General features: G+C 42.1%; 23 protein-coding genes. 12 read left to right on the top strand and 11 right to left on the bottom strand.

What is annotated here, in order from left to right; all coding sequences use genetic code 11:
• Window positions 1-1,045: 1,045 nt before the first annotated feature.
• Window positions 1,046-1,489: an SRPBCC family protein gene (locus A3K86_RS20040; protein ID WP_068335670.1), complete on the top strand. Its 444-nt coding sequence runs from the start codon at window positions 1,046-1,048 to the stop codon at window positions 1,487-1,489.
• Between the two features lie 187 nt (window positions 1,490-1,676).
• A complete protein-coding gene (locus tag A3K86_RS20035; RefSeq protein ID WP_068335667.1) occupies window positions 1,677-2,228 on the top strand; it encodes a GNAT family N-acetyltransferase in 552 nt (183 codons plus the stop codon).
• Window positions 2,229-2,301: 73 nt separating this feature from the next.
• On the opposite strand, the gene A3K86_RS20030 is transcribed toward A3K86_RS20035, so the two are convergent.
• A complete protein-coding gene (locus tag A3K86_RS20030) occupies window positions 2,302-2,799 on the bottom strand; it encodes a GNAT family N-acetyltransferase (protein ID WP_068335665.1) in 498 nt (165 codons plus the stop codon).
• 493 nt (window positions 2,800-3,292) lie between these two features.
• On the opposite strand from A3K86_RS20030, the gene A3K86_RS20025 reads away from it, so the two are divergent.
• Both A3K86_RS20025 and A3K86_RS20020 read left to right on the top strand, forming a co-directional pair.
• Window positions 3,293-3,601, top strand: a complete 309-nt coding sequence (locus tag A3K86_RS20025) for a hypothetical protein (protein WP_068335661.1) — start codon at window positions 3,293-3,295, stop codon at window positions 3,599-3,601.
• Window positions 3,602-3,741: 140 nt separating this feature from the next.
• Window positions 3,742-4,050 carry a hypothetical protein gene (locus A3K86_RS20020; RefSeq protein WP_068335658.1) on the top strand — a complete coding sequence of 103 codons (309 nt, stop codon included), beginning with the start codon at window positions 3,742-3,744 and terminating at the stop codon, window positions 4,048-4,050.
• Window positions 4,051-4,104: 54 nt separating this feature from the next.
• Here A3K86_RS20020 and A3K86_RS20015 read toward each other — a convergent pair whose 3' ends face one another.
• Window positions 4,105-4,650 (bottom strand): hypothetical protein, encoded by a 546-nt coding sequence (locus A3K86_RS20015; RefSeq protein WP_068337089.1) that lies wholly within the window; start codon window positions 4,648-4,650, stop codon window positions 4,105-4,107.
• A gap of 143 nt (window positions 4,651-4,793) precedes the next feature.
• Here A3K86_RS20015 and A3K86_RS20010 point away from each other — a divergent pair, with 143 nt between their 5' ends.
• From A3K86_RS20010 to A3K86_RS19990, 5 genes are all read left to right on the top strand, one after another.
• A complete protein-coding gene (locus A3K86_RS20010) occupies window positions 4,794-5,099 on the top strand; it encodes a cysteine-rich CWC family protein (protein WP_068335656.1) in 306 nt (101 codons plus the stop codon).
• A gap of 133 nt (window positions 5,100-5,232) precedes the next feature.
• Window positions 5,233-5,574 (top strand): hypothetical protein, encoded by a 342-nt coding sequence (locus A3K86_RS20005; RefSeq protein ID WP_068335652.1) that lies wholly within the window; start codon window positions 5,233-5,235, stop codon window positions 5,572-5,574.
• A 107-nt stretch (window positions 5,575-5,681) separates the two neighbouring features.
• A complete protein-coding gene (locus tag A3K86_RS20000; protein ID WP_084406694.1) occupies window positions 5,682-6,164 on the top strand; it encodes an META domain-containing protein in 483 nt (160 codons plus the stop codon).
• A 90-nt stretch (window positions 6,165-6,254) separates the two neighbouring features.
• Complete coding sequence (locus A3K86_RS19995) at window positions 6,255-7,307, top strand: hypothetical protein (protein WP_068335649.1); 1,053 nt, start codon at window positions 6,255-6,257, stop codon at window positions 7,305-7,307.
• A 96-nt stretch (window positions 7,308-7,403) separates the two neighbouring features.
• The gene (locus tag A3K86_RS19990) at window positions 7,404-7,874 is read left to right on the top strand and encodes a CreA family protein (RefSeq protein WP_068335646.1); all 471 of its coding nucleotides are present in this window, start codon (window positions 7,404-7,406) and stop codon (window positions 7,872-7,874) included.
• Between the two features lie 108 nt (window positions 7,875-7,982).
• Here the strand turns inward: A3K86_RS19990 and A3K86_RS19985 are convergent, their stop codons facing one another.
• The 7 genes from A3K86_RS19985 to A3K86_RS19955 form a co-directional block, all read right to left on the bottom strand.
• Window positions 7,983-8,456 (bottom strand): RDD family protein, encoded by a 474-nt coding sequence (locus tag A3K86_RS19985; protein WP_068335644.1) that lies wholly within the window; start codon window positions 8,454-8,456, stop codon window positions 7,983-7,985.
• A gap of 243 nt (window positions 8,457-8,699) precedes the next feature.
• Complete coding sequence (locus tag A3K86_RS19980; RefSeq protein ID WP_068335641.1) at window positions 8,700-9,884, bottom strand: ABC transporter permease; 1,185 nt, start codon at window positions 9,882-9,884, stop codon at window positions 8,700-8,702.
• Window positions 9,881-11,077: an ABC transporter permease gene (locus A3K86_RS19975; RefSeq protein ID WP_068335640.1), complete on the bottom strand. Its 1,197-nt coding sequence runs from the start codon at window positions 11,075-11,077 to the stop codon at window positions 9,881-9,883. The genes A3K86_RS19980 and A3K86_RS19975 overlap by 4 nt, the downstream gene beginning before the upstream one ends.
• 1 nt (window position 11,078) lies before the next feature.
• On the bottom strand, window positions 11,079-12,059 hold the full coding sequence (locus A3K86_RS19970; RefSeq protein WP_068335637.1) for an HlyD family secretion protein: 981 nt from the start codon (window positions 12,057-12,059) through the stop codon (window positions 11,079-11,081).
• On the bottom strand, window positions 12,059-13,456 hold the full coding sequence (locus A3K86_RS19965; protein ID WP_068335634.1) for a TolC family protein: 1,398 nt from the start codon (window positions 13,454-13,456) through the stop codon (window positions 12,059-12,061). The genes A3K86_RS19970 and A3K86_RS19965 overlap by 1 nt, the downstream gene beginning before the upstream one ends.
• A gap of 705 nt (window positions 13,457-14,161) precedes the next feature.
• The gene (locus tag A3K86_RS19960) at window positions 14,162-14,623 is read right to left on the bottom strand and encodes a TetR family transcriptional regulator (protein WP_068335631.1); all 462 of its coding nucleotides are present in this window, start codon (window positions 14,621-14,623) and stop codon (window positions 14,162-14,164) included.
• Between the two features lie 224 nt (window positions 14,624-14,847).
• Window positions 14,848-15,552, bottom strand: coding sequence for a L,D-transpeptidase family protein (locus A3K86_RS19955; RefSeq protein ID WP_068335628.1), 705 nt, complete (start codon window positions 15,550-15,552; stop codon window positions 14,848-14,850).
• Between the two features lie 274 nt (window positions 15,553-15,826).
• On the opposite strand from A3K86_RS19955, the gene A3K86_RS19950 reads away from it, so the two are divergent.
• Window positions 15,827-17,518: an AMP-binding protein gene (locus tag A3K86_RS19950; protein WP_068335626.1), complete on the top strand. Its 1,692-nt coding sequence runs from the start codon at window positions 15,827-15,829 to the stop codon at window positions 17,516-17,518.
• 494 nt (window positions 17,519-18,012) lie between these two features.
• A complete protein-coding gene (locus tag A3K86_RS19945; RefSeq protein ID WP_068335623.1) occupies window positions 18,013-20,430 on the top strand; it encodes an Ig-like domain-containing protein in 2,418 nt (805 codons plus the stop codon).
• A gap of 154 nt (window positions 20,431-20,584) precedes the next feature.
• On the opposite strand, the gene A3K86_RS19940 is transcribed toward A3K86_RS19945, so the two are convergent.
• Both A3K86_RS19940 and A3K86_RS19935 read right to left on the bottom strand, forming a co-directional pair.
• A complete protein-coding gene (locus tag A3K86_RS19940) occupies window positions 20,585-20,917 on the bottom strand; it encodes a YnfA family protein (RefSeq protein ID WP_068335621.1) in 333 nt (110 codons plus the stop codon).
• A gap of 249 nt (window positions 20,918-21,166) precedes the next feature.
• Window positions 21,167-23,008 (bottom strand): methyl-accepting chemotaxis protein, encoded by a 1,842-nt coding sequence (locus tag A3K86_RS19935; RefSeq protein WP_068335618.1) that lies wholly within the window; start codon window positions 23,006-23,008, stop codon window positions 21,167-21,169.
• 434 nt (window positions 23,009-23,442) lie between these two features.
• Here A3K86_RS19935 and A3K86_RS19930 point away from each other — a divergent pair, with 434 nt between their 5' ends.
• Window positions 23,443-24,633: a C45 family autoproteolytic acyltransferase/hydolase gene (locus A3K86_RS19930; RefSeq protein WP_068335615.1), complete on the top strand. Its 1,191-nt coding sequence runs from the start codon at window positions 23,443-23,445 to the stop codon at window positions 24,631-24,633.
• Window positions 24,634-24,652: the final 19 nt, after the last annotated feature.

The raw sequence follows: 24,652 nt of genomic DNA, 5'->3' as shown, positions 1-24,652 counted from the left end.
TAATTTCAAGAATAACTGATAACGCTCGAACAGATTAAATAACAGATATTCGTTATACAAAAATATATACGCAAAACACTATTTTTGAACAGTTCAATGCAGAGGAGAAATACTTTAAGAAGGGAATTTCAGCCAGAAACAAATTAGTATGCTTCCGGCTGTTTGAGTTTTACCTGACATTAAGAACACCAAGACGGCAAGGGAAAATGTCAGGATTTTCTGTTACTTAGTCGACGTTTTTACGTTTGACGACTGTGATTGATGGTAGAACCATTGTCTGCGGTTTCTATTTTTCATCTTACACCTCTCTTCATATATATTTATGAGTAGGTGGTATTACAACTCTATACCTTTTACTCATCTTGCTTGTTGTACTATACGCAGGTAATTATGACGTCTCTATTACGGCGATACTCAATACAACACTTTTTACAGCCCGACGGTTTGTAGTCAACGGTCACACCTTTGAGTGCATGTTCAATAATGCGCTCAACACACTAACACCATTTGTGGGTATGTTTGTTTAACTAAATACTGAAGGGTTAAAGAACAATAAATGAAACAGAAAGAAGAATTTGAAGGAAGCATTGCGAATGGAATTTGCTTACGACTTACTTTATCAACCTCTGTTGTTTTGCATTTATGAGTTCAAATATAAGTGGCTTTTTGTCATGTTGCAACTCTAAGTGTCATTATTTTATGTGATAAATGACACCCTTTTTAGTTAAATAGCCACCGTCCTTTAGAAAAAAGCTCTCGTAACTCACTGTTGTACAATAGTTAAACGTTTGCTTTATTTTTATACACCTGAAGCATATTCTTTCAATATGGGACGCAAAATCACATCAAAACTCTGTTTTTCATTCTCCTACACTTCAACAACAAAAGATAATCAAAAAGCCTAGTAACTTGACAGCATATTCTTTCAATACAACACTTAAAACGGTCAATTAGGCTAAGTTAAGCTCTAGGAGAGTTACAATCACGGAACGATTTCTGTCCCTTTCCTCTTCCTTTGAGCCATATCATCACCTTGGAGGGAAGAATGAGCGTTCACCAAATCACGATAGAGCAAACAGCTCAAGTCCCACGTAAAGTGCTGTTTAACCTTTTAGCTGACCATGAAAACCTCAATCGCTTCTTCCACGGTCAATTTTCTTTAGTAAAAGCAGGAACCCCAGAAACAAACGGGATTGGTGCTGTGAGACAAGTTTCCGCAGGCCCTTTTACTTACCAAGAACAAATTATTGATTACAAAGAAAATGAGCACCTGCACTATAAAGTGATCCAAGGGGGACCAGTTAAAGAGCATGGGAGTTGGATCCAAATTCAAAGCTTAAATGCCAAGCAAAGTCGAATTCACTACCGGATCATGTTCTCACCCAAAGTGGAAGGCACTGGCTGGCTTATCAAGTTCATACTGGAACAAGAGCTCAAAAAAGCACTTCAACACATTGCGAAGCATGGAGAAAAAGAGTGGCAATCATAGCCTCAAGCTACTCCCAACCATCTTGTACTACTCGTCACACTGATGTCACACCCTGCCTATAGATTGAACCATTATTAGTCGCAATTTTGATCTGGTCGGTATGAATAATTATCTGAAAAAGATTAAATCATGCTAGACCAATGATATTGGTTGCATTTTGATACCACCTTGAAGATAGGAGACATCAATGAAGCAACAACCGCTATTGACAACTGATCGCCTTATTTTGCGCCCATTTCAACTGTCCGATGCACTCACGGTCCAGAAATTGGCTGGTGATCCAAACATCGCCAATGGCACCATCAATGTGCCCCACCCTTATGGCGACGGCATGGCTGGTCAATGGATTGGTAAACATGTTGCTGGCTGGCAAAGTCAAGTATCGGCAATTTATGCCATCACTCTAAAATCCTCTCACCAAGTTGTTGGTTGTGTCGGCTTACACAATATAGATGGAGAGCAAGCCCAACTCGGCTATTGGATTGGCGTACCGTTTTGGGGAAATGGCTACTGCACTGAAGCTGCCCATCGGTTATTGCATTTCGGGTTTGATAAATTACATCTTAAAGCAGTATCAAGTCGGCATCTTAGTCGAGAAGAAGCTGCAGGCAAGGTATTAAGAAAGATAGGCATGAAGCACATCAGACGCGAGAATGACGCCCTCAAAGTCAATCGCATCACTGAAGATTTAGAATACTACGCCGTAACCGCAAACGAACTCACTGCGATACCACACTAAGCCAAGTTAAATGAGGTGGCGAAAATGTGTCAGGCTGCCTTGTCTTCAGTGGCAGCCTCGCCATGTGTCAGCTCTATAACGTCGTGTCACGTATTCGTGCCATATAGAGCGCACTCACGTATTCACCATTTCTAAAAGCAAACTGAGACGCTTCCCCTTCCACCTGAAAGCCATGCTTCTTATATAGAGCTTGCGCTGCTTGATTGTCGCTATAAACCGTGAGTTCAATACGACTTACATTTAGCCAATTTTCCGCTAAATCAATCGCTGCAGCTAAAATAGCAGAGCCTACACCTCGCCCTTGGCAATCATCACGCACCGCCATACCAAAGGAAGCCACATGACGTCGACGCGGATTTTGCTCCACCATCAGTCCTAGCTGACCGACAATTTGTCCATCGAGTTCAGCGACGAGGCTATGAACACCGTCTGGCAAGTTTGTTAGTCGCTTATGCCACATCGAAAAGGAAGGGTAAGGTAGCTGTAATGTCCCTGCTTGAGCGATTTTTCCGCCGTATAGAGCACGAACTTGCTCTATGTCCTTCTCTTCAGTACTTCGTATTTTAATCATTGCTCCTCCTTGAATGATTGCCTTCTGTATCAAGATGACATATTCGATTTTAAAATCAACACCTTAATAAAAACGAGCTTACAGGATATGCAACAAACACCTATATCGCTTAGACAAATTCAAAATTAAAAACAATGCCAATATTGCAACTAATACTCTTTTTATAATTAATTAATGCGGTGAAGAAACTAACTATTCTAACCAAGTACACCTACTTACCTATAATTTTGTTAAAACGGACAGTTATTTATTGATCCAAATAAACAGGCTATTCGTTATATGTTAGGCATTGATATTAATATAACTTGAAGGATTTTAAATACAGCCTTGACAAAGTAAATAGACATATCATGCCAGTTCAAAGATAAGATATTGAAATATATGGATATAAAAATAATAGGGATTTTTGAAATAAATAATTAAAGGTATCGGTCTTATAGAGTGATTATCAGAAACATACTTTGGACCAAGCCAACATACACTGAGGTGAACCATGTCGAGTTTAAAAGTAATTGCTGCATCTGCTGTACTGGTAATGTCTTCATCAGCTTTCGCTGATATCCGTGTATCAAGTAATGCAAATGGCGCATGGGTAACAGTAACTGAAAACGGTCAACCAGCACCAAATGCTGAAGTAACTGTAGCAAACGTACCACAAAGCCGAGGCACGTTTAAAACTGACGAAACAGGTCGTGTGTTTATACCATTAACATTACATAATTCCCGTTCAGTTAAATACAAAGCTAAAACTGAAAGCGGTAAAGAATCATCTCGTTTTGCTTTCCACTCTACCAATAAATAACACCATTTATAGCCAACATTTTGCTCACAACTTATTTCTCATCAGGTAGGTCGTGAGCTGATTTTTATCAAACAAAGACAATAACCATAAAGCTAAAAAGCCTTTACCGTTATTAACTTAAGAACACACTGGGGTGAATCATGTTCAATTTTAAAGTAATTGCTGCATCTGCTGTATTAGTCATATCATCTTCTGCATTTGCTGATATCCGTGTGACAGACACCCACAACGGCGCATGGGTAACCGTAATGGAAAATGGTAAACCAGCAGCTAATGCCGAAGTCACTGTCGCCAATGTACCGCAATCTCGCGGCACCTACACAACAGATGAGCGCGGCCGAGTATTTGTGCCATTAACATTAGAAAATTCTCGTTCAATTAAATACAAAGCTAAAACTGAGAGCGGTAAAGAATCTTCACGCTTTGCGTTCCACTCAAGTAATAAATAATTACAACAATAGAAAAATAAATCCCACTATTAGTTTATAGTAATTAATAGTGGGTTATTTTTTAACGTAATCTCGCTTACTTAAGTCTCGGGATAACACCAAAGCTAGACCAATAATTTGTAAAAAGAGTGCCAAACTTCGTAGCATAGAAATACTTTTTGATTTACTAGCATACCGCTCTATTAACGTTAAATTTTCTATATAAAGCTGATTTACTTTCTCCCTTTGCTCTGCTTGAATATTCTCTAATGCCATTAATATATTAGGTAACTCAACCAATGTGAGTTGCTTAGGTACTTCATCAAGCCATACTTTAAGATCGCTTGAAACCAAACTTGCTAACTCCAGTGACATTGTCGTAGCTGAAGCCTCACCCACTCGTGCCATCATCAACAAGAACTCTTTTTTTCGATCAAGGGCTTCGACTTGCTGCCAAGTTAAAGCAATTAGTTTATCGTTAGCAATTTGCTGCTGTGTTAAGCGGTTAGCATCTTGGGTTGCGCCTTCTATATAAAAATTCGTCATCAGCGCTGAGATAATATTAAGCAACAAACCGACAGCGACCAAGGTCCATGTTGGGATCTGCCAACTTCGCGTCATACCATTCACACTCCACTTTGCTAAGTTAAAACACCGTTACTTCCTTGCTATACAACACTCTGTATTTGAGTATGGCAGCTCTAGCTAAAGAGAGGCGATCCGAGCTAGTATTGCGACTAGTATCAATAGATGAAGAATGAACAGTGAAAACACCTTGTATCGGCATGTGTAAAAACAATGACGGGATTTGCAGTGGTTGCCACCGCACCATGAACGAGTTGCAGATTTGGCGTAAGATCGACGATACCCAACAACAAGCCACGATCGATCAAATTCAAGGTAAGCAAAGCACGCATACTTGCGAGCAATGCGGTAAACCAGCTTATTGCGACATTAGTGCAGGAAAATCACATTGCTGGTGTTTTGACATTGAGCAACGTGATACATCTAGCATCCAAACTGACGGGTGTTTATGTCGCCAATGTTTATCTAAATTACCGCTTAAATAGCAGTCAAAGCGCCTTTTTTACAGATAAAATCAAGCAACCTGAACAAGTCTTCATCAATTAATTGGAAATTGTTTGGCTTTAAAGCACCCCTTCCCTATAATCGCGACACTAATCACAAAAAACAGCATTCATTATGACGACTTTACGCTACACCCTCTTCATTGCCAGCCTAACCATGTCGGGTGCTGTAACTGCTTCAATGCCAACCAAAGCACTACCGGAAAATGAACACATTTGCATGAAAGCGCTGGAAAAGATGATCATCAACAAACAGATGATCTTCAGTGATAGTACGGCAGAGCCGGATGCACGTCGTGATGCAGAGCGCGCCATTGATGCTGCACGCGAAGTGTTTAGAAATAGCCAGAGCTACTGTGAAGCTGAATCTGCTATGCACAGTTACAAAACAGACAAAGACGCGAGCTTCCGTTCTCGTAAAGGTGAAGTGAACTACTTTGGTCGTGGCATTAGTTAAACACCGATAAATCCCTTCATAACTCGCAACATCAGATACTTACACTCTCTTTACGCCTATTTTTGGTCTATGCTTCATCTAAATACGGCATATTTAGAGTGTGAGTCATGTTCAAATTAATCCCACAGTTTCTTACAGCAAGCATTACTTTCTTTGCTAAACAGCGGCTAACACTTTTACTCCTTTGTCTATTCACGCTATCGGGCTGTGATCAACAAGCAAAAGTTGGCTTTACAGCCGATGACCTCAAGCAAAGCTGGGTACTCACCAAAATCGACGGTAAAGACGTACACATTGCTGAGCCTCGTATAACACCTAATATGGCGATTGATGCAGAATTAAAGGTTGCGGGATTTAGCGGCTGTAATCGTTTCTTTGGGCAAATAGAACTAAAAGAAAATAACTTCCGTGTTACAGGATTAGCCAGCACCAAAATGGCATGTATTCAAGATGATCAGGCGACAATGGAATCGCTCATGACCACATCACTTCAGCAATGGAATACTGTCGCTTTAGAAAACAACACCTTAACGCTCACTTCTGAGCAGCATATTCTCACCTTCATGCCTGAAGATATCCCAAGTGAGTAGCATTAAATAAAAAACAGTGTTGAAAATAATCCAACTCACGTTCAAAATGGCTGACAGACTTATTATATTGTTAGGCCGAATCGGTATTTGATGAAACTAAACAAACGCAAAGCTAAAGTGGTGACATCAGCCATTGATGAATGGCAACAAACCAACCAGATCAACTCTCAGCAAGCACAATCGCTAAAAGAATCTATTGAAGTGGTGGGCTTTGATTGGCGTCTAATGGCTGTGTATTCGTTTTGGATTGCCATTAGCTGTCTCATCATTTCTGTGGGAGTCTTGCTTGCTGACGATTATTTAATGAACCTGCTAGCCACCCTTTTTGACGCGCCAGCAAGTGTTCTCTGCACCACTACCGCTATTTTGGCTGCACTCTGCTATTACGGTGGCTTTAAACGTCGTCAACGCTACCCAAGTAAAACTATCAGTAATGAAGCTATCTACTTCTTTGGCGTGCTAATGAGTGCGGTTTCGGTTGGTATCTTAGGCGAAACCAGTTTATTTACCCCTATCTCCGATGCGACTTTACTACTGATTGTGACCATCATCTATTTTGCGGTTGCGCTCGTGTTACCTTCAACATTGGTCTGGATTTTCGCCTTAATTAGCTTCACGGGCTGGGTTATGTTTGAAACAACCTACCTATCCGATTTCGGTGATTACTTCCTAGGGCTAAATCACCCGATCCGCTTAACCATCGTAGGTGCCGCCATTGCTGTCTTTGGACTCTATTGTCCTAAACAACCTAAGATCCGTGACTTTACAGACTCAACCCAGTTTATCGGTTTGCTATTCTTCCTCTTTGGATTCTGGTTACTCTCAATTTTTGGTAATCACTCAGACTTCATCGAGTGGTCCAAGATCAAGCAAATTGACCTAGTTCACTGGGCAATACTGTCAATAACGGCATGCTTCGCAATACTTTATCTCGGGATCCACCACGCAAATAGCTTATGCCGTAGTTTCGGTATCACTTTCTTATTAATTAACCTGTACACCCGTTTTTTTGAATACTTTTGGGATACAGCTCATAAAACCATTTTCTTCGCGGTATTAGCGTTTAGCTTTTGGTTACTGGGCTCACGAGCTGAAAAATTATGGCGACTTGGCCAGCAAGATAATAGCAAGAGTGATACGTAAGCGCTTCTAGCGCCAACTCGCTGATTAGGAAAATAAATCCAGCTCGCGTATGATAACGACAGTCATGATAGACCAACCAACTTTGGGGAAGATCAAATGAAAAAACTATTGATGGCGGCAGCACTGGCTACCGTTTTAACAGGGTGTGACAGTAATGAAGTCGGCGATGTAAGTCTGGGTATGTTCACCATGAAAGACATCAAGCTAAATACCTTGATCGACCCACAAGTCCCTGGCGTGACTTGTCATATTGCGAGTATTGAAGCGAATTTAAGCCTAGCCGATCCTTCTGACTCTTCTATTTCTTGCCGCCAAACTGGTGAGATCACCCAAGAAATGCTGGCAGATATCGACAAATCAAAATCTGGCGAAGTGGTGTTTAAAAAGTCAAAAAGCATCTTCTTTAAATCGATGAAAATTCGTCGTATTTACGATGCTGAATCGCAAACTCTGATGTACTTGTCTTACTCAACGAAAGAGACAACAGGTAGCTACAAGCACAGCCTATCTACTGTACCGCTGTGGGGTACAAAAGCTTACATCCATAAAACTGAAGAAACGAAATAATCTGATCGTGGATTGAAGTCAAAGACAAACGGCTTCCACTGTTCAAGAAACGATGCAAATGCGCAATGGTATTCCAACCTTTGCGCATTTTTTCTTGTTTCGAGCTGCTTAGCGATAAACCACTAAGGTACCCGCCGCTTTGTCGTGTAACCCTTGCTTGCGTTTATCAATGCCAACCCAGATAAAAGGTAAGCCAAAAAGAATACCTGAAATCAAATAACCGATATAACGGATAACCAGTTGAATAAAAGTCGGTTCCCCACCTGTTTTCGCATCAACAATCACAGCTTTCACCGCCATTTTACCGATAGTCGCTGATAGATAATGCCAACACGCCAATATAATTGCTGCTGGTAGTAGGAAGTTGATAAAACTGAAGATTGCAGGGCTTTCTACATCAGTGCTGTATCGACCGTTGTACTCATAGTGTGTTTGCTCACCGTCAGTGAACTCCACAAAGAAATCATTCCCACTAGCATCAAAGATACTGTAGATGCTCCAAACAACAACTGAGATTAAGATCGTATCAATGACGTTGGCAATTACCCGCTTCCAAAAGCCAACATATTGCGTATTTTCCATCGTTATATCCTTTCGTGACTGACTGATGACACGCACCTTAGCGCATCGAAAATCATGAAAAAAATGGATATTCCTTATATTTACAACCAATACATTTGGCTATTTATTCGCCTGATAATCGGATTCTTTACACATCTTGTTAACTATCATTTACTGGTCAAAAAGTCGTAATATAAAAAATGCCGCTACGAATAGCGGCATTTTATGATTTAGGTTTAATGAAGCAATAACCTTACTTTAGAATTATAAGTTCACTGCTGCCTCATGCTGCTGTGTCTGCACTTGCGCTTTTTGCGCACGTGTCATTAGCCACCCAGCTAAAACACCGTACACCAGCACTTGAAGCCACAATTGCCCCCACCAGCCAATAACTTGATCAAAACTTGCTCCCATCTGATTTAGGCGCAAGAAGCCATTAATTGCTGGTGTTGATGGCGCTAACTGAGCAAGATAATTCAGCACATCAGGAATTGCCGAGGTTGGCCAAATAAAACCAGCTGTGAAAATCAATGGAATTGAGCTTAATAGCACAATAACAGTGGCAAGCTCACGACGCGGGATCAACTGACCAATCACCATACCAGCAAAGATGACCGCTAGCAGGAAAGGAATTGTCATCGCGATCAAATCACCTATCGCAGCTAAGCGACCGATACCCAACGACTCAAAGCTATATCCAAAGTAATAAGCCGTAAGTGGCAGATAGATCGTCATCATGATCAAACCACGAACAATAATGATCTTCCATGCAGGGTAACGTAGCCAATAACCATTACCGCCTTGCAGGCGATACTCATTTTGACCACCACCAAGCATAGCAACCGCAATTAGCAGTGTTTGATGCAAAATAAGCACAAACACTGCAGGAACCACATAGTTTATATACCCCATTGACGGGTTAAACACAGGTCGGCTATTAAGTTTGATTGCTGAGTATTGTTCTGCAGCCAAGGCAACGTTATCACCCGACATCACCATGCGTGCAACTTTTACTTTTGCACCCAAAGTACCGCCTGCGGTAGCCATCCCTTCCACTATAGTGCCATACACCAAAAAGTAGGAAGCATCACCGGCATAAGACAGCACAGGGCTTTTCCCTAGCAGCAAATCACGGTTGAAGTGCTCAGGAATAACCAATAAGCCCTGCACTTCTCCCTTTTCTAGCTGCTGCTGAGCTTGAGCAATCGTAGGCGCGCTTTGCTTGACCTTCACCTGTGGTGTCGCGTCAATCATACGCACTAACTCGCGACTGATTTGGGTATTGTCCAAATTCACCACTGTCACTTGTTGCTCACGTGGCAGTTGGTGCGAGTATGGCAACGGGTACAGGAATGAATAAATCAGTACGCCACCAAACACCGTAAACAGCAATGCGGGATTAGTAAAAATAGCGTTTAGCTCGAACTTAAATAAAGCGCGCCAACTCATGCTTTTACCTCCTCAGATGCTTGTTCTACGGGGTTAACTTCCGATTGCTTTAAACCTTGCTGCTGACTGATCTGCTTCGCTTTTTTGAATACCAACAAAAACACCAACCAGAACGCCAAAATTCCCCACATCTTAGGCATGGTATTGGCAAGCGATGAACCATAATTCACCTGCATAACCTGCACTTCGATATAGTGGCTGATAGGCAATAATGCTCGCCAAATCTGAGCTAACAGCGGCATATCGCTAGCTGGGAAAGTAATGCCCATGAAGGCAAATGCGGGTGCAGTAAAACCTGCCACCATGCTCATAGCGCGTGTTGGATCAAGCGTTAATAAGAAAATCAACGCCCCGATCCCCTGACAAGCCACCACAGTGAGCAACTGAGCACTTAATAAAATCCCCCAACTACCATGCATCGGCCAATCTAGCCACTGGTACATCCCCACTAAGAAAACAATGCCTTGAAGCCAAAACATCGCCGTATAAGGTAGCATTTTTGCCACCAAGTTACGGATAGGATGATTCACTAGCCATTGGCTCACGCCGCGCTGACGTCGCTCTGCCGCCATCGCTAATACCGTGGTTGCCACCATCAAGATCTGCCACATCGCAGGAATCGCAGCAGACACCAAGAACTGCCCATAATGGCTATTGGTGTTGTATAACGGTGTGATTTGGCTACGCACTGGCACCGCTTGCCCAAGCGCTTGCAGCGGCACAGGGCTACCACCCACCATATTTTTCAGGGTATCTACCCCAGCGGTAAATGTACCTTGAGCTTGCAGTAGCGCTGAATTAATTAACTTACCAATCAGAATAAACTGGCTATTGTAGAAAGCCGTTACTTCTGGGGCGCGGCCAATCAAGGTGTCACTTTCCAAGTTTGCAGGAAGCACCACTAAGGCATAGATATCGCCATTTCGCAGTGCAGTACTGCCCTGTTCAACGCTGGCAAATTGCTCAGTCACTGCCAATGCAGGGCTCGCATCGTAGTAACGAGTTAACTGACGTGAAATACGGCTATGATCGAGATCCACCACACCGATAGATAAATCTCGGGCAATACCACCCGAGAAAATCGCCCATACCACTACAAAGAGTAATACAGGGATCCAGAGCGTTAGCGCTTTTAGCCAACTTTCTGAACGCCAAATTTGCCACTCACGTTTTAACTGTGAACGCAACGTCATATTACTCCTGCTCAACCAAGATGCTCATACCCACACGTAAACCTTCGATTGGCTCAACTGGGCGCGCTTCTACTTCAAAAGTACGCATATCAAAGCCTTTGGCGGTGTCAGTCGCTCGCCAAGTCGCAAAGTCACCCATCACAGCAACATGGCTCACTTTGAAGGTATGTGCTTGGTCACCGATAGCAGGGATCACTGCTTTGAATGTTTGACCTTCACGGAAGTCTTTCAAACGATCTTCACGTACGTTAAATACCGCCCATGCATCGTCCATATCAACAATGCTCACTACAGGGAAACCTTGTGGTGCAAGTTCGCCAGAACGTAGCAGGATTTGACTTACTTCACCGCTATGCCAGCTTTCAACACGGGTATCGGCTGCGTAAGCTTCCACTTCAGCCACCGCACCTGCCGCCATACGAGCTTGCTCAGCTGCTGCACGTTTAGTTTCGTCACGAGCACCTTCTTTTGCCATTTCAGACATTTGGAATGCTGCACGTTCGGTATAGCGCGCCGCTTGCCATTGAGTGTAAGCTTCATCGCGTTTTTGCTCAGCAATCACGCCATCGCGATACAAGTTATCAACACGCTTGTAAGTCTTTTCCATCAAGGTGGCTGCCGCTTTGGCTTTTTGCCATTGATCATAAGCCGCAGCAATTTCTTGGCTACGCGCGCCTTTTTCAGCTTGCTCAGCCATAGCGCCAGCCGCTTCTTGACCTGCGCGAGCTTGCTCTAGTTTTGCATCTAGCTCTGGGCTTAACAGAGTAAACACTAACTGACCGCTTTCGATCATTTCACCTTTTTTCACCATAACTTGATCAATACGACCCGGTACTTTTGATGAAATATTGTATTGCTGCGCTTCGATCTGACCTTGCAAACGTTCTGGTTGAGGTTGGTAAGCTTGCCAAAAAGTGTAACCAAGCCAACCTACTAATGCCGCTGCTGGAACTACCGCAGCTAAAGACTTGTACTTACTCATTATTTAACCTCTAAACCTTGATATTGTTGGTACTGATTAAAGCTGTTGATCTCACCACTTACCGCAAGCAGACGAGATAACGAAATTACATATTGATACGCTGCTGCCAAGCGCTGAGTTTTCACACCTGCGAGATACATTTCTGCATCAACGACTTCAAGCGAAGTCGACAAGCCTTGGCTAAACGCTTTATCACGCAAGCGAACATTTTCTTTCGCCAGTTCAATACTCGATTGCAAGCTATTGAACTCTTCTAGCGATTGCTGTGCTTCACGGTATGTTTTCTCAACCAAAACAGACAAATCTTGCTCTGCTTGACGACGTAGGTAAGCAACTTGATCAACCGTACTCTTCGCTGCTTTCAATTTACCGGAGCGACCAGAGTTGTCGAATAGGTTAATGTTTACGCCCACACCCACAGCCCAATCAGGCGCAGTTTTTGCTGCTAACGTGTCATCTTCGTGCAAGCTGTAATTACCGTATAGGTAAACTTCTGGGTAGTACTTGCCTTTCTCTACATCAATTAAGCCACTTGCTTGTTTCTTCTTAGAGTCAAGAATATGCAGCCCTGGGAAATCTGTTAGCGTCTTCTCAATGAACGCGCTCATTGGCGGTAACGATGGATTGGTAAACAAACCAGTAGATAGATCAGCAGGCTCTGACAGTTTCAGCAACTTAGTAAGTGCAACTTGCGCGATTTCAAAATCACGCTCAGCTTTTTGGCGCTCAACGCGAGCCTTATCGTAAGACGCTTCTGCTTGTAGGCGTTCAACTTTGGCGATCTGCCCTTGCTTTTCTAGCTTCTTAGCATGATCTAAATGTTTCTTCAGACCTTGCTCTACATCTTTACGCGTTTGTAGTACATGCTCACTGAGAACAACGCCGAAATAGAATTTCGACAAATCTTCAAACTTCGCTTGCTGCTTCATCGCCAATAGATACTTAGCTTCGTCTTTTTGGCTCTTAGCTATATCTTGTGCCGCACTAATACGACCGCCAGTAAAAATTGGCCAAACCGCACGAATAGAGCTGGTAAACACATCGCGCTTAGTCAGCTGTGACGTGAAGTTTTGATCCAGCATAGACAAAATAGCATTACCAAGAGGTGAAGAAATATTACTCCCCGCAGGTGTGCTTGCCGCCAGATCGGAAGGCTTAATTTCAATCGCTTTATCTAGGCGGGTGTAATTGGCAGATGCCGTCACTTTCGGTAAGTAAAGATCTCGCGCTGCTTCTTCCATAAAAGCCGCACGATCAATATTGGCACGTTCAGCAGCCAAGGCATCACTGCTTTCAACTACAGTTCGCCACGCATCATTAAAGGTAACAGAAGCAGCTTGGGCGTTCGCTGCTCCCAATAGAAGCCCCACTAATGCAACAACAGGCTTTATTTTCATTGAGTAACCCTTATAGGTTTTTGTCTTTTGTGCAATTTAAATTCATTTTAGAGCATTTACTCTATTCAATTCAATATCAAATTTATAAAAACATCAGCAATTCATTGGATATGAAACAACGTGCTTTTAGGCGTAGACGTTAATATATCGCCACCAGCAATAAATGCGAGTACTAAAACGCAGGTGGTAATATGTTTATCGCCAAATCAAACAAAAACTTGCGGCTAAAATGACATGACAGGTGATGATTTAACCATCAGATAATTAATAGGTCTGTGCCACAGTTTCATGCACGACTCACTCACCAAGTTACAAAAGTGAAAATCAGCGAAAAAATTGGAGTGAAAATAGGAAGGAGTAAAGTGATACGTCTGATTTTGAGGCAAAAAAAAGGCGGGTTATCCACCCGCCAAACGTCATTTAAGCCTAATCAAGCAATATCCATATTGCTAAGAACCATTACGGGGATAGAGAATAGCATCCCATAAACTTACAGAACAATAGACTGTATATTTAATTGTGATCAAGATCACTTAAATTCCTTGAGCAAACTTTACACATTATTCAACATGATGAATTAGATATAACTTCTCTAGTTCTGCAAAGAAATGAAAGCCAAACAGCAGCCACAAAAAACGGCTCGCTAGGCGAACCGTTTTCATACAGCAAATAAATCAGCTTATCGCGAGATATGCTACTCGTTGACTACTTCGCCATCGAGATGAGTGATTTACCAAACAACCACTCCAGTTCTTTGATGCTCTCTTCGCCAAAGCGCTCACGACATAGTTGGTAAAGACGCTCAATACCACGCATCGCAAACTCATTTGAACTTTCGGCTGTTACGATATGGTGGAAAAGTAGGCGTAGGATCGCGACAAATTTTTCATCGTCTAAAGCTGCAACCCAGCTTGCTACGAAAGCATTTAGATCTTTCTCGATATCCAGCTTTTCAATAAATAGTTTAAAAATGCGCCCGTCCATCGCATTAGCGAAATCAGACTTCTTAGGGAAATGGTGGCTGATACCGGTACGAGAGATGCCTGTTTGCTTGCTCAACGTGGTGTACGACATCTTATCGTAACCTAAGGTAAGTAGCTGATCAGCTACAGCATCCATGATGGTCTGAATCGTGATCTCTGTATCTTCTTTACTACGCTTTGGCATAATGAATGACTCTGCAAGTTTCTGGCCTAATCAGGCAATTCATTGATTAGGTAATAGTTATTTAGCGAATAATTGTTAAGTATTACAAAATGCTATTCCGTTAACCAGTATTGTGAGCGTTTTTTTTATCTTTATTCAAATAACAAGAGAGAAATCTAATAATTCGAATTCAATAATTACAGTTTCATCACAAACCAATATTCCTTTTAGGACCAAAATCATCCTTAGCGACCAAACATTTCTGCAGCTTGCTCAATATCTCGATAAAGATTCGTCGTCCAATATGGAAGATCACTACTGGCAATTAGCGGTCCTTTTCTTGGGTCTGTCGGTGTAATAACAACATTCACATTTTCAACTCCGACAGCATCAACAGCTAAAAACAGCTCCTCAATCGCGACATCACCAATCGCTAAACAGCCAATTGATGATGCCCTGCCGTGAATAAATATATTCGAACCCGGCCGATGACGCTGCTCTAACTTGGCATGATGAAGGTCAAACGCGTTTGGATAATTTAGCTTCATTGAAAGGTGATACTTACTATTGGGATTCAGTGCCACCACACGATAAATTCCTTCAGGAACCTGTTTATCGCCTTCCCGTAATTTAGGCCCCAGCTCACCACTCTGCTTGGTCACTTTATAGCGCTTTATGTAACGCCATTCGTAATCTTGACGCGCCCATAGCTCAACGGCGGCCTCATCTTTAATCGCAAACAATCCAAGCTTTTCAGGCGGAAAACGCACTGCTGATGCTGAAAAAATCGTTTTCAAACGAGGTAAAACAATAGGCGTGTAGCGTTTGCGGACGTCATCAATAGTGCGACTGCCTCTAGGTGGATAATCTTGATAGGACCATGATTCAGCCGCAGCGTGCGTCACGCTTGATGTTGCGATAACAAATCCCATAACTAAAAACCGAACCATGCCTGCATTCCATGCTGAGTCACTAAGCCTACACAGCATAGTGTCATAAAAATTAGAACTTTCCCCCTAACTGGCACCTTCTTCGCTCAATTTTGGAGTTTACATTCAACTATAAGTCGATTTTCTTAATGAATTCTCAAAATAGTATTTTTTTATGACGGATAAACAATTTTTTTACAATTTTATGGCGAGCTGTTCCTATAATTGACTTGACCGACCAGTTATAGAAAAACTAGATTTAACATACCCGCAACAAAACAAGGATGATTTTTGTATGACCTTACCTCTTTCTGCGGAACGTTTGAAGGAAACAAGTATGCTGCAACCTTTACCCCATGAAATGATTCTGAAATGGGCCGAAGAGCGCGCGGATGAGATATACCTTCGTCAAATTATTGATCGTAAGTTTGTGGATTACTCGTACGCAGATGTTGCTGATAAAGCCCTGCGACTTGTTAGCGCCTTACGCGGATTAGGTATTCAACCCGGCGATCGTGTCGCGCTCGCGTCCAAAAACTGTGCTGAATGGTTCATCTGTGATTTAGCTATGATGCTTGGCAGCTACATCAGCGTGCCCATCTTCCCAACCGCAGGTGCTGATACCATCGAGCACTGTGTAACTCACAGCGAATCAAAAGTCTTACTGATTGGTAAACTTGACGATAGCAAAGCCATTGAATCAGTTTGTGCGAAATACCCAGACTTAATAACCATTGGTTTTAACTACCCAAGCACACCTAAGTGCCAATACCAATTCAATACGCTTATTGAGCAATACGAACCATCTGAAGAGCGTCCAACGCACGAAAAAGATGAGTTAATGTCGATTGTGTATACCTCTGGTACGTCTGGCTTACCGAAAGGGGCGATGCTCAGTTACGGCGCTTTTGCTTGGTCAGCACAACGCCTGATTGACCATATTGGCATGCGTGATGGCGAGCGTTTGTTCTCGTACTTACCGCTTGCGCACATTACTGAGCGTGTATATATCTTTGGCTCATCGGTTATGGCGGGAATTCAAGTTGCTTTCCCTGAATCGCTCGATACCTTCATCGACGACGTGAAAATGCACCGCCCGACTCTGTTTATTTCTGTACCGCGTCTATGGACAGTGTTCCAGCAACGTATTCAAGAAAAGCTACCACAACGCAAACTCGATCTGCTGCTAAAGATCCCGTTCATCTCAGGCGTTATCAAACGCAAACTGGCTGACGGTCTTGGTTTAGACAAAGCTCGCGTACTCGGCTGTGGTTCAGCACCAGTATCACCAGCACTGCTGCGTTGGTACGAGAGTATCGGTCTTAACATCACGGAAGCATGGGGGATGACGGAGTCCTTCGCCTATAGCACCCTTAACCACCCATTCCGCAGCGATAAAATCGGCTCTGTAGGTAACCCAGGTCCTGGCATTGAAATCAAGATCGCAGACGATGAAGAGATTTTGGTACGCAGTGAAGGCGTATTCTCGGGCTACTACAAAAACGAAGAAGCCAGCAAAGAATGTTTTGACGCAGAAGGTTGGTTACACACAGGTGATATCGGCTCAATGGATAGTGAAGGATACATCACTATCGAAGGTCGTAAGAAAGACACCTTCAAAACAGCGAAAGGTAAGTTCGTTTCACCAGTACCAATTGAAAAACGCCTATTCGAACTAAGTAATGTCGAAATGATGTGTGTCGTGGGTTCTGGTATGCCAGGCCCTATCCTACTCGCGGTTCCACACGAATTCCCTAACTTCGACCGTGAACGCTACGAACGCCGTGTTCACAAGGTAATTAATACCATCAACCAAGAACTTGAATCACACGCTAGGATCAAAGGCGTGCTGATGATCAAAGACCCTTGGAGCATCGAAAACGATGTACTCACGCCAACCTTGAAGATCAAGCGTCATATCCTTGAAAAACGCTATCAAGAGATTGGTAACAACTGGCCAAAAGACCAATTGGTTCAGTGGGAATAAGTACCAAACCTGTTATTTAACAAAAAGGCGCTGTGATAACAGCGCCTTTTTTATTAATAGCGGTAGTAGTTTCAACAATAAAATAAGACGATAACCACTTTCACAACATCATTGTAATTTCAAAGAATTGAAAGCTTGCCCTACTCCATTGTTTGAACAAAACGCCATATATATACAACAAAAAACCTAGCGATATATTGCATGTATCGCCCTTCAATATAAAATCAACCACAAGCTCTATGCCATTTCACAAATGAAGTAACAAGCCATCTATAACACTCCGTTTTAACATGGCGTTCATCCATAATGTAAAGATAAATATATCAAAAACAGCTCAAGCCTTATTGCAACTTTGAAATGTAATATTAACTCTTCCTATATTTTCTTTAACATGAGCAATAAATAAATGATGTAATTTATACCCAAACAATCCTCCATTAAAAAGGGATGATTATGAGTTAAATACTTCAACACAGAGTAAAGGTTACACGGTTATGTCCATTGTTAATTTATTTAAAAGAATCACTTTTACCGCCTTATTTTTTATATCAGCAATATTAAGTGGTTGTAATTCAGGAACATCAGAAGAAGCCAATACTACACCTCAAACGGGAGTTGTAGTTACAGAAATTCACATCACCACAAATTCAACCACTTTAGCTAAAAACCAGCCATCGCAACTAAAAGCCACTGCAACATACAGTAACGGCTCTACCGCAGACGTCACCAATAGTGTGACTTGGCAATCAAGCGATAACAATATCGCATCATTCATCGGTGCAGGTGTACTCGAAGGTGTTAAGTCTGGTTTCGTTGACGTTACAGCTCAGTTTAACAATATCACGAGTAATACCGTAAATATTGAAGTGACAAGTGTCACCCTGCAAAGACTACAGATTACTCCTACATCAATAGTTCTGGCTAAAGGGCTAACTCAACCAATCAAAGTAATGGCGACATACAGTGATAGTACTTCATCTGATATCACTGCTTTCGTTTCTTGGGTATTTACCAATACAAAAATTGCAACTACTAACTCAGCAGGAGTAGTAACAGGCGTTAACACTGGTAACACGAAAGCAAGTGCCAGCTATAACGGTGTAAAGAGCAATACTATCGATATTGATGTCACCCCAGCAGTTATTAGTGCTATTACAATTAGCCCATCACCTCTACAAATTACGATAGGCACAAAACAGCCATTAGTGGCAACCGCAACTTTTAGTGATGGAAAAACAACTAATATTACGACTTCTGCTAATTGGAACTCAACTAATTACAGAGTTGTGACAGTAAACAACCAAGGTGTTATTACAGGGAAAGCTATAGGAAATAGCGTTATTACGGCATCTTTAAATGGCATTACAAGCTCTAATTTAAATGTTCAAGTTATTAACGCTGCACCTCAGTCAATTCAAATAGCACCTACACAATTGCTACTTCACAAAGGTCAAACTCAAGCGTTAACAGCTAACGGAATATACAGTGATGGTTCAACCGCAAATATCACGACAAAAGTGTCGTGGAGCACGAGTAATACAAATATTGCAACGGTAAATACTAAAGGTATCGTAACGGGAGTAAACACAGGTAAAACTCAAATCATTGCAAGCTTGGATGGTATAACCAGTACAGTTACAGTGATAACAAAAGCGTATGCTAAACCTACATTTATTGAAACTAACGAAGAAAAGATACAACGCGAAAAGATTAAAACCATCTACGATGAACTAATGGCTTACTACGATGGTAGCGCAAATAATGTTGTTGAAGGTGCTTCAAACCAATATGTGATCGCACCGAACCTTAGCAAAGATTCCTCAGGTGATTTTGTCCATACCGAGGGAGTTTATAAACCTGAATTTAAAGCATTTATGCTCAAATGGTACGCTTTTTTCAAAGCTGTAGCCCAACGCCCAAACCCTGAATATAAAGCCAGTTTCGATAAAAATGCAGAACGTGCCGCTTACTTATTCTCAGCTTCAGGTTCTTTTGACCATTACATGACGAGGCAGCCATTCCGCGGGTATGTAGAAAAAGCAGGTATTGATCTGAATAGTTCGCTATTTAAGGATGGTCAAAAAGCTGCAATGGAATCGAGTATTTTCGGACACAGCGCATACAGTTGGTTCCACGACACTGTTCAAATGCAATTCACTGAAGGTAAAAAACCAGATCAACCATACACAAACCCTGATAAGCATGGAAATAAAAGAAAACTAGCCCTTACAAACTACGGCGGTGTCAGCCAAGTTGGTCACCGATTACTCAACCTAGCCAAAGACTTTAAATATGTTGGTATCGGATATAACGCATTTAAGAGTTATGCAGACAGGGTTTTCACAGGTAACTCTTTTTATCCTGTAGGAAGAAAAGCTGAAGGCTTCCGAGATTTTTCTGCTTTTCCGCATGGCTACTTCCCACTGCAAGCCGAACTACGTGTATTACGAAAGCGACAAAAAGATGGTCTGTTCTTAAAGAAATATCCTCAAGGCTTCGAGAGTATTTCTTATCAAACGTACCATGTAACAACATGGAGTATTTCTCACATCGCTAGCCATACCTTTACCGAGGGTAAAAACATTAAGATTACGATCAGAGATACCGATAAAAATGGTCGTATTCTAAGTGAAATGAAAATGCCGCTGAGAAAAGGCGGTGGTAAAGTTGGTACAGATGGCTCTCTGATCAAAGCCTTCTATGCTCCTGGTCACTATCGAGCAGACGGCTGGGCTTTCTTCTTCAAACCTAAATATGGGGTCATTTCTGGTGCATTAAAAACAGTACTCGCCGATCCGACACAGAAAATAGTTTTCCATATCACAATTTCAGGCGATGCAGTTACAGCCAAAACAGGCAATCCAGATACCCCGTTGCAATATCGCATTATCTACTACGATTTAGATAACTAATTTACAATTTTGGTCATAAAAAAGGCAGCACACCTTCATATGCTGCCTTTTGTTTATGAAAATTCAACTTAAATTGCTATACAAAGTTAGCGTCAAGAATATGATCAACTTTCCCATGTTCATCTCAACATAAAGCTAATACCGAAAATTGTTACTATGCTCCACGGGGTGCAAACATGATTATTGCCATGCCTGTAAGAGCTACTGACACTCCAATCACGTCCCATACTGTCGGACGAATACCGTCTACTAGCCATAACCACAATATAGCGACAAAAATATAAACACCGCCATAGGCGGCATAAACGCGCCCTGCGGCTGTTGGGTGTAAAGATAAAAGCCATGCGAATAAAGCTAATGAGAGAGCTGCGGGGACGAGTAACCAAATGGATTTATCTTCCTTTAACCATAAATATGGTAAGTAGCAGCCAACTATTTCTGCAATAGCGGTAACAAAAAATAACGCTATCGTTTTAAGTTCTAACAACTCAACTTCCCTACAATAAGTCTCTTCTTAATACATCAAAAGACTCTACCACTAAACGAGCAACTTTAGATGGTAAAAGCCCAACTATAACCATGGTTTGTTCTCACAGGGGCTCAGGTAAAAAAATAATATGAAGTGATATTTCAAAAGGAGGGAACAACTTGCCCCCCACCAACCCTCTCTAATGAAAGAGAGAGCTGGCGAGTTAGATTCACACGTTAAACCTGTGCGTTTAACAACATGAATTTTCTATACAACGAAGCGATCTACTGCTGATTTCAGCTGCTCTGAGCTTGCGCTTAGCTGCATGCTGGTAGTGGTATTTTCTTGTGCTGTTGCCACACTGTTGTGCACCACTTCGCTGATGTTATTAAGATTTTGCGATACTTCACCAGTCACTTGACTCTGTTCCTCAACTGCTGCGGCAATTTGAGTGCTCGAATCTAGGATCAGCTCAATATCAGTCATGATTTGGTTTAGCTTAGCTTCAGCAGATGACGCTTGCTCAACACTATCGCTACTATGCCCTTGGCAATCACAGATATTGGCTACAACCTGATTGGTTTTTGATTGCAGAGTTTCAATAATCTGGCTGATTTCTGCCGTGGAGTGCTGGGTACGCTGCGCCAAAGTACGTACTTCGTCTGCAACCACCGCAAAGCCGCGCCCTTGCTCACCTGCTCGCGCAGCTTCAATGGCGGCATTCAGTGCAAGCAAGTTAGTTTGCTCTGCAATATCGCCAATCACATTCATCACAGCACCGATATTATTCGATGCCGCTGCGAGCTCATCAACTAATTGATTGGTTGATGACAATGAGTTCGACAATAGGTTGATCATATTGCGCGTATTGCTTACTTCATCTAAGCCATCACGCGCACTCGCATTTGCTGTTTCTGCGTTACGTGCCGCATTACCTGTGGTTTCAGCAATCTCATTGATGGTTGCAGACATCTCTGTCACAGCGGTAACAACCATTTCTGTTTCAGCCTGCTGAGTATTCAAATCACTTTCTGTCTTTCGGCTACGTGATTGAATGTTTACCGCTTCATCATTAACGGTATGACTCACCTGCTGAACCTCACGCATAAAGCCATTTAGCTTATCAAGCGTCGAGTTGATGCTGGCAGACATTTTACCGATCTCATCTTGAGCATTGGCATCCGCTCGTAAAGTTAGATCGTTATTCTGCTCAACTTTTTCCATCATATGCTGAAGATCTTCAATGCGGCGTAAGATATTACGCTTGGTCAATTCACTGATACTGATCAGCGCAATGATCGCGATTGCAGCAATGATAATAGAAATGATCATCAGTTCATCTAGGTCGCTATCAACCTTCTTGAAGATATCAATAGCGATGCCATCAAACTTCGACTCCATGCTATGGGCAGCACTACGTGTCTTACCTAGTAAACCGTCTGTTGGCGTCAAACCAATTCGTGAAGAGAGCGACTCAGCTTGGTTTAACATAGATAACAACTGATCTAAGTCTTTCAAACCGTCTTGATCAAAATTCGCGCTCAATTCAGAGCGTAACACCTCACTTAAAGACTCCACTCGCGCTAATTTCTGGGCAGAAAACTTACTCGCAACATCACGTACAAGATTGGTTAGTTCAACATAAGCCACTAACGATTCTTGAGTACGTACATGATCAAAAAGGTGCTCTGTTGTATCAATAATTTTCGGTACTAAGCCAGCAGTACTCTCTTCTTCTCCAAGCTGCATATATAGCTTCGACAATTCATTAAAAGCATCAAGGTAAAGCTCAACCTCATGACCAATTTCTTCAATCGGCGCTTTGTCGAAGCCTATAACGTCAGCACCTTTCAGCAAGTCTTGGTTTAAGGTATTGAAATGTCGGGTTTCTTGGGCGAACTTATCCAATGCCACTTGATCATGACGGATCAAGAAGTCTTTTTCATAACGTCGCAAGTTAAGCAACGAAATCTCTAATTCTTTAGCAACACTGATCTGATCCGTCATATCGAGAACACGGAACACAGATGACACGGCGAGGCCGAATATAAATACAACTAAACAAACAGGTCCGGCACTGAGGAGCGTTAATTTACTTCGAATATTCATTATATTCCTAATGGCTAATTTAAAACCAAATCCATAACAACATAGTTACACGTTAAACTTAAATTTCGCGCTAATATACCTCAGCAATTTTCCGTTGTCATCGCAGTAATACGCAATTAAAGCGTTTAAGACCTTCATTTAATGGTTAATTTGTAATTTTATATTTACATCACTCTCTGTTTTATATGTGTAATGGATTGCACTTTCTTCATTTAGAGTAGCGTTCAATATTAGACCTCCTTCACACCTCTCATTCAAAAATTGATCTCCCTCAAACAAAGTAAATATTTCGATATCAAACCATTGTGGAAGTTAGCTCTAGCTGTAATGATGACCACATTGTTTGACATCAAAGAATATGAATTATTGATTGCGTAACTCTGCTTACAACACATTTTCATTACAAAATCATATTCTTTTATTGGGAGTGAGCTATGAAACTCAAACACCTTTCTCTTTGTTTACTGTTGGCTTCTGCAACTGCTTCAGCTGAACTTATCCAACACACAGATCAAATAGCAGAAGTACGCTTTAATGGCAGCTCCTACGAACTTGGTCGCCATGTGGGTACTGTCGCAAAAGATCAGATTATTGATGCGATTGATCGCTTCGACAGCACCCTTAACGTGATGCTACCAGGCTTAAATACCAAGGGAATTTCTAAAGGCTTTAAAACAAAGTCTGTGTTTGAAAAGTTAGAAAAAAGCAGTCCTGATGCCGCTGACTACATTCGTGGACTATCTGAATCTTTACAACGCTCACCTGAGTTACTGCTGTCTGTCGCTATGTCTGATGAGGCTATCCTAGAGAGCCAAGCGCAAGGTGGAATGGGCTTTTTACAAGCAGAACACGATCCAAATGCCCCTGCCAAATGTACTGTAATGGCAAAAACAGACCAAAAAGGTCACGCATGGGGAGCAGCCAATTTTGACTACATGGGCGTCAACTACACTGGCCTAATTGTGCTCAAGCACACAGATGAAAATGGTCAAACGCGTGTCATCCAAACTTGGGCTGGTTTGATCCCTTACGGTGGTATCGCTAAAGGTGGTCAAATGGTGTTAATGAACACCAACGCGAGTGATGGTACAGCCCGTGAAAAAGATGGTGGCGCAATCATTACTAACGACAGCACGCCCTCTATGTACCTATCGTGGGAGGCATACAATATTCAGCAGCCTTCAGACATTGTTAAGATGGTGAAAAAGCACAAAAACTACTCTGCTTATTTCTCTTATACCGTGGCTGACGGTAATTCTGAGGTCGTAAACGTTGAGAACGGCTACAAAAATGCAGTTCGTACGTCAACAGCCCCTTGGAAAGCACACGCTAACCACTCTATCTATCAGCAAGACAGTTTTGTTGATGATAAATTCGCAGCCCACTCTCTGGCTCGCCAAGCCGCAGCGGATAAATTCATGGCGAACGATGATATCAGCATGGGTGATGCACAAGATTTCCTCGGCTCAAAACCGCTATGGAAAGGACGTGGCAAAATGATGGGCACAGTGACTTCAACCTACTTTGACTGGACGCCAGCAAAAACCACCATGTACATCCAAACGGATAAAGCAGGTCGTGGGGCGCCAGTTGTCATTATTAATAACACTCCTGTCAGAAACTAAAGAATATCTCTTCGGTGTT

It is taken from the genome of Photobacterium jeanii (genome assembly GCF_001650345.1).
Taxonomy (GTDB): domain Bacteria; phylum Pseudomonadota; class Gammaproteobacteria; order Enterobacterales; family Vibrionaceae; genus Photobacterium; species Photobacterium jeanii.
This window is presented reverse-complemented; position numbering and strand designations above follow the sequence as displayed.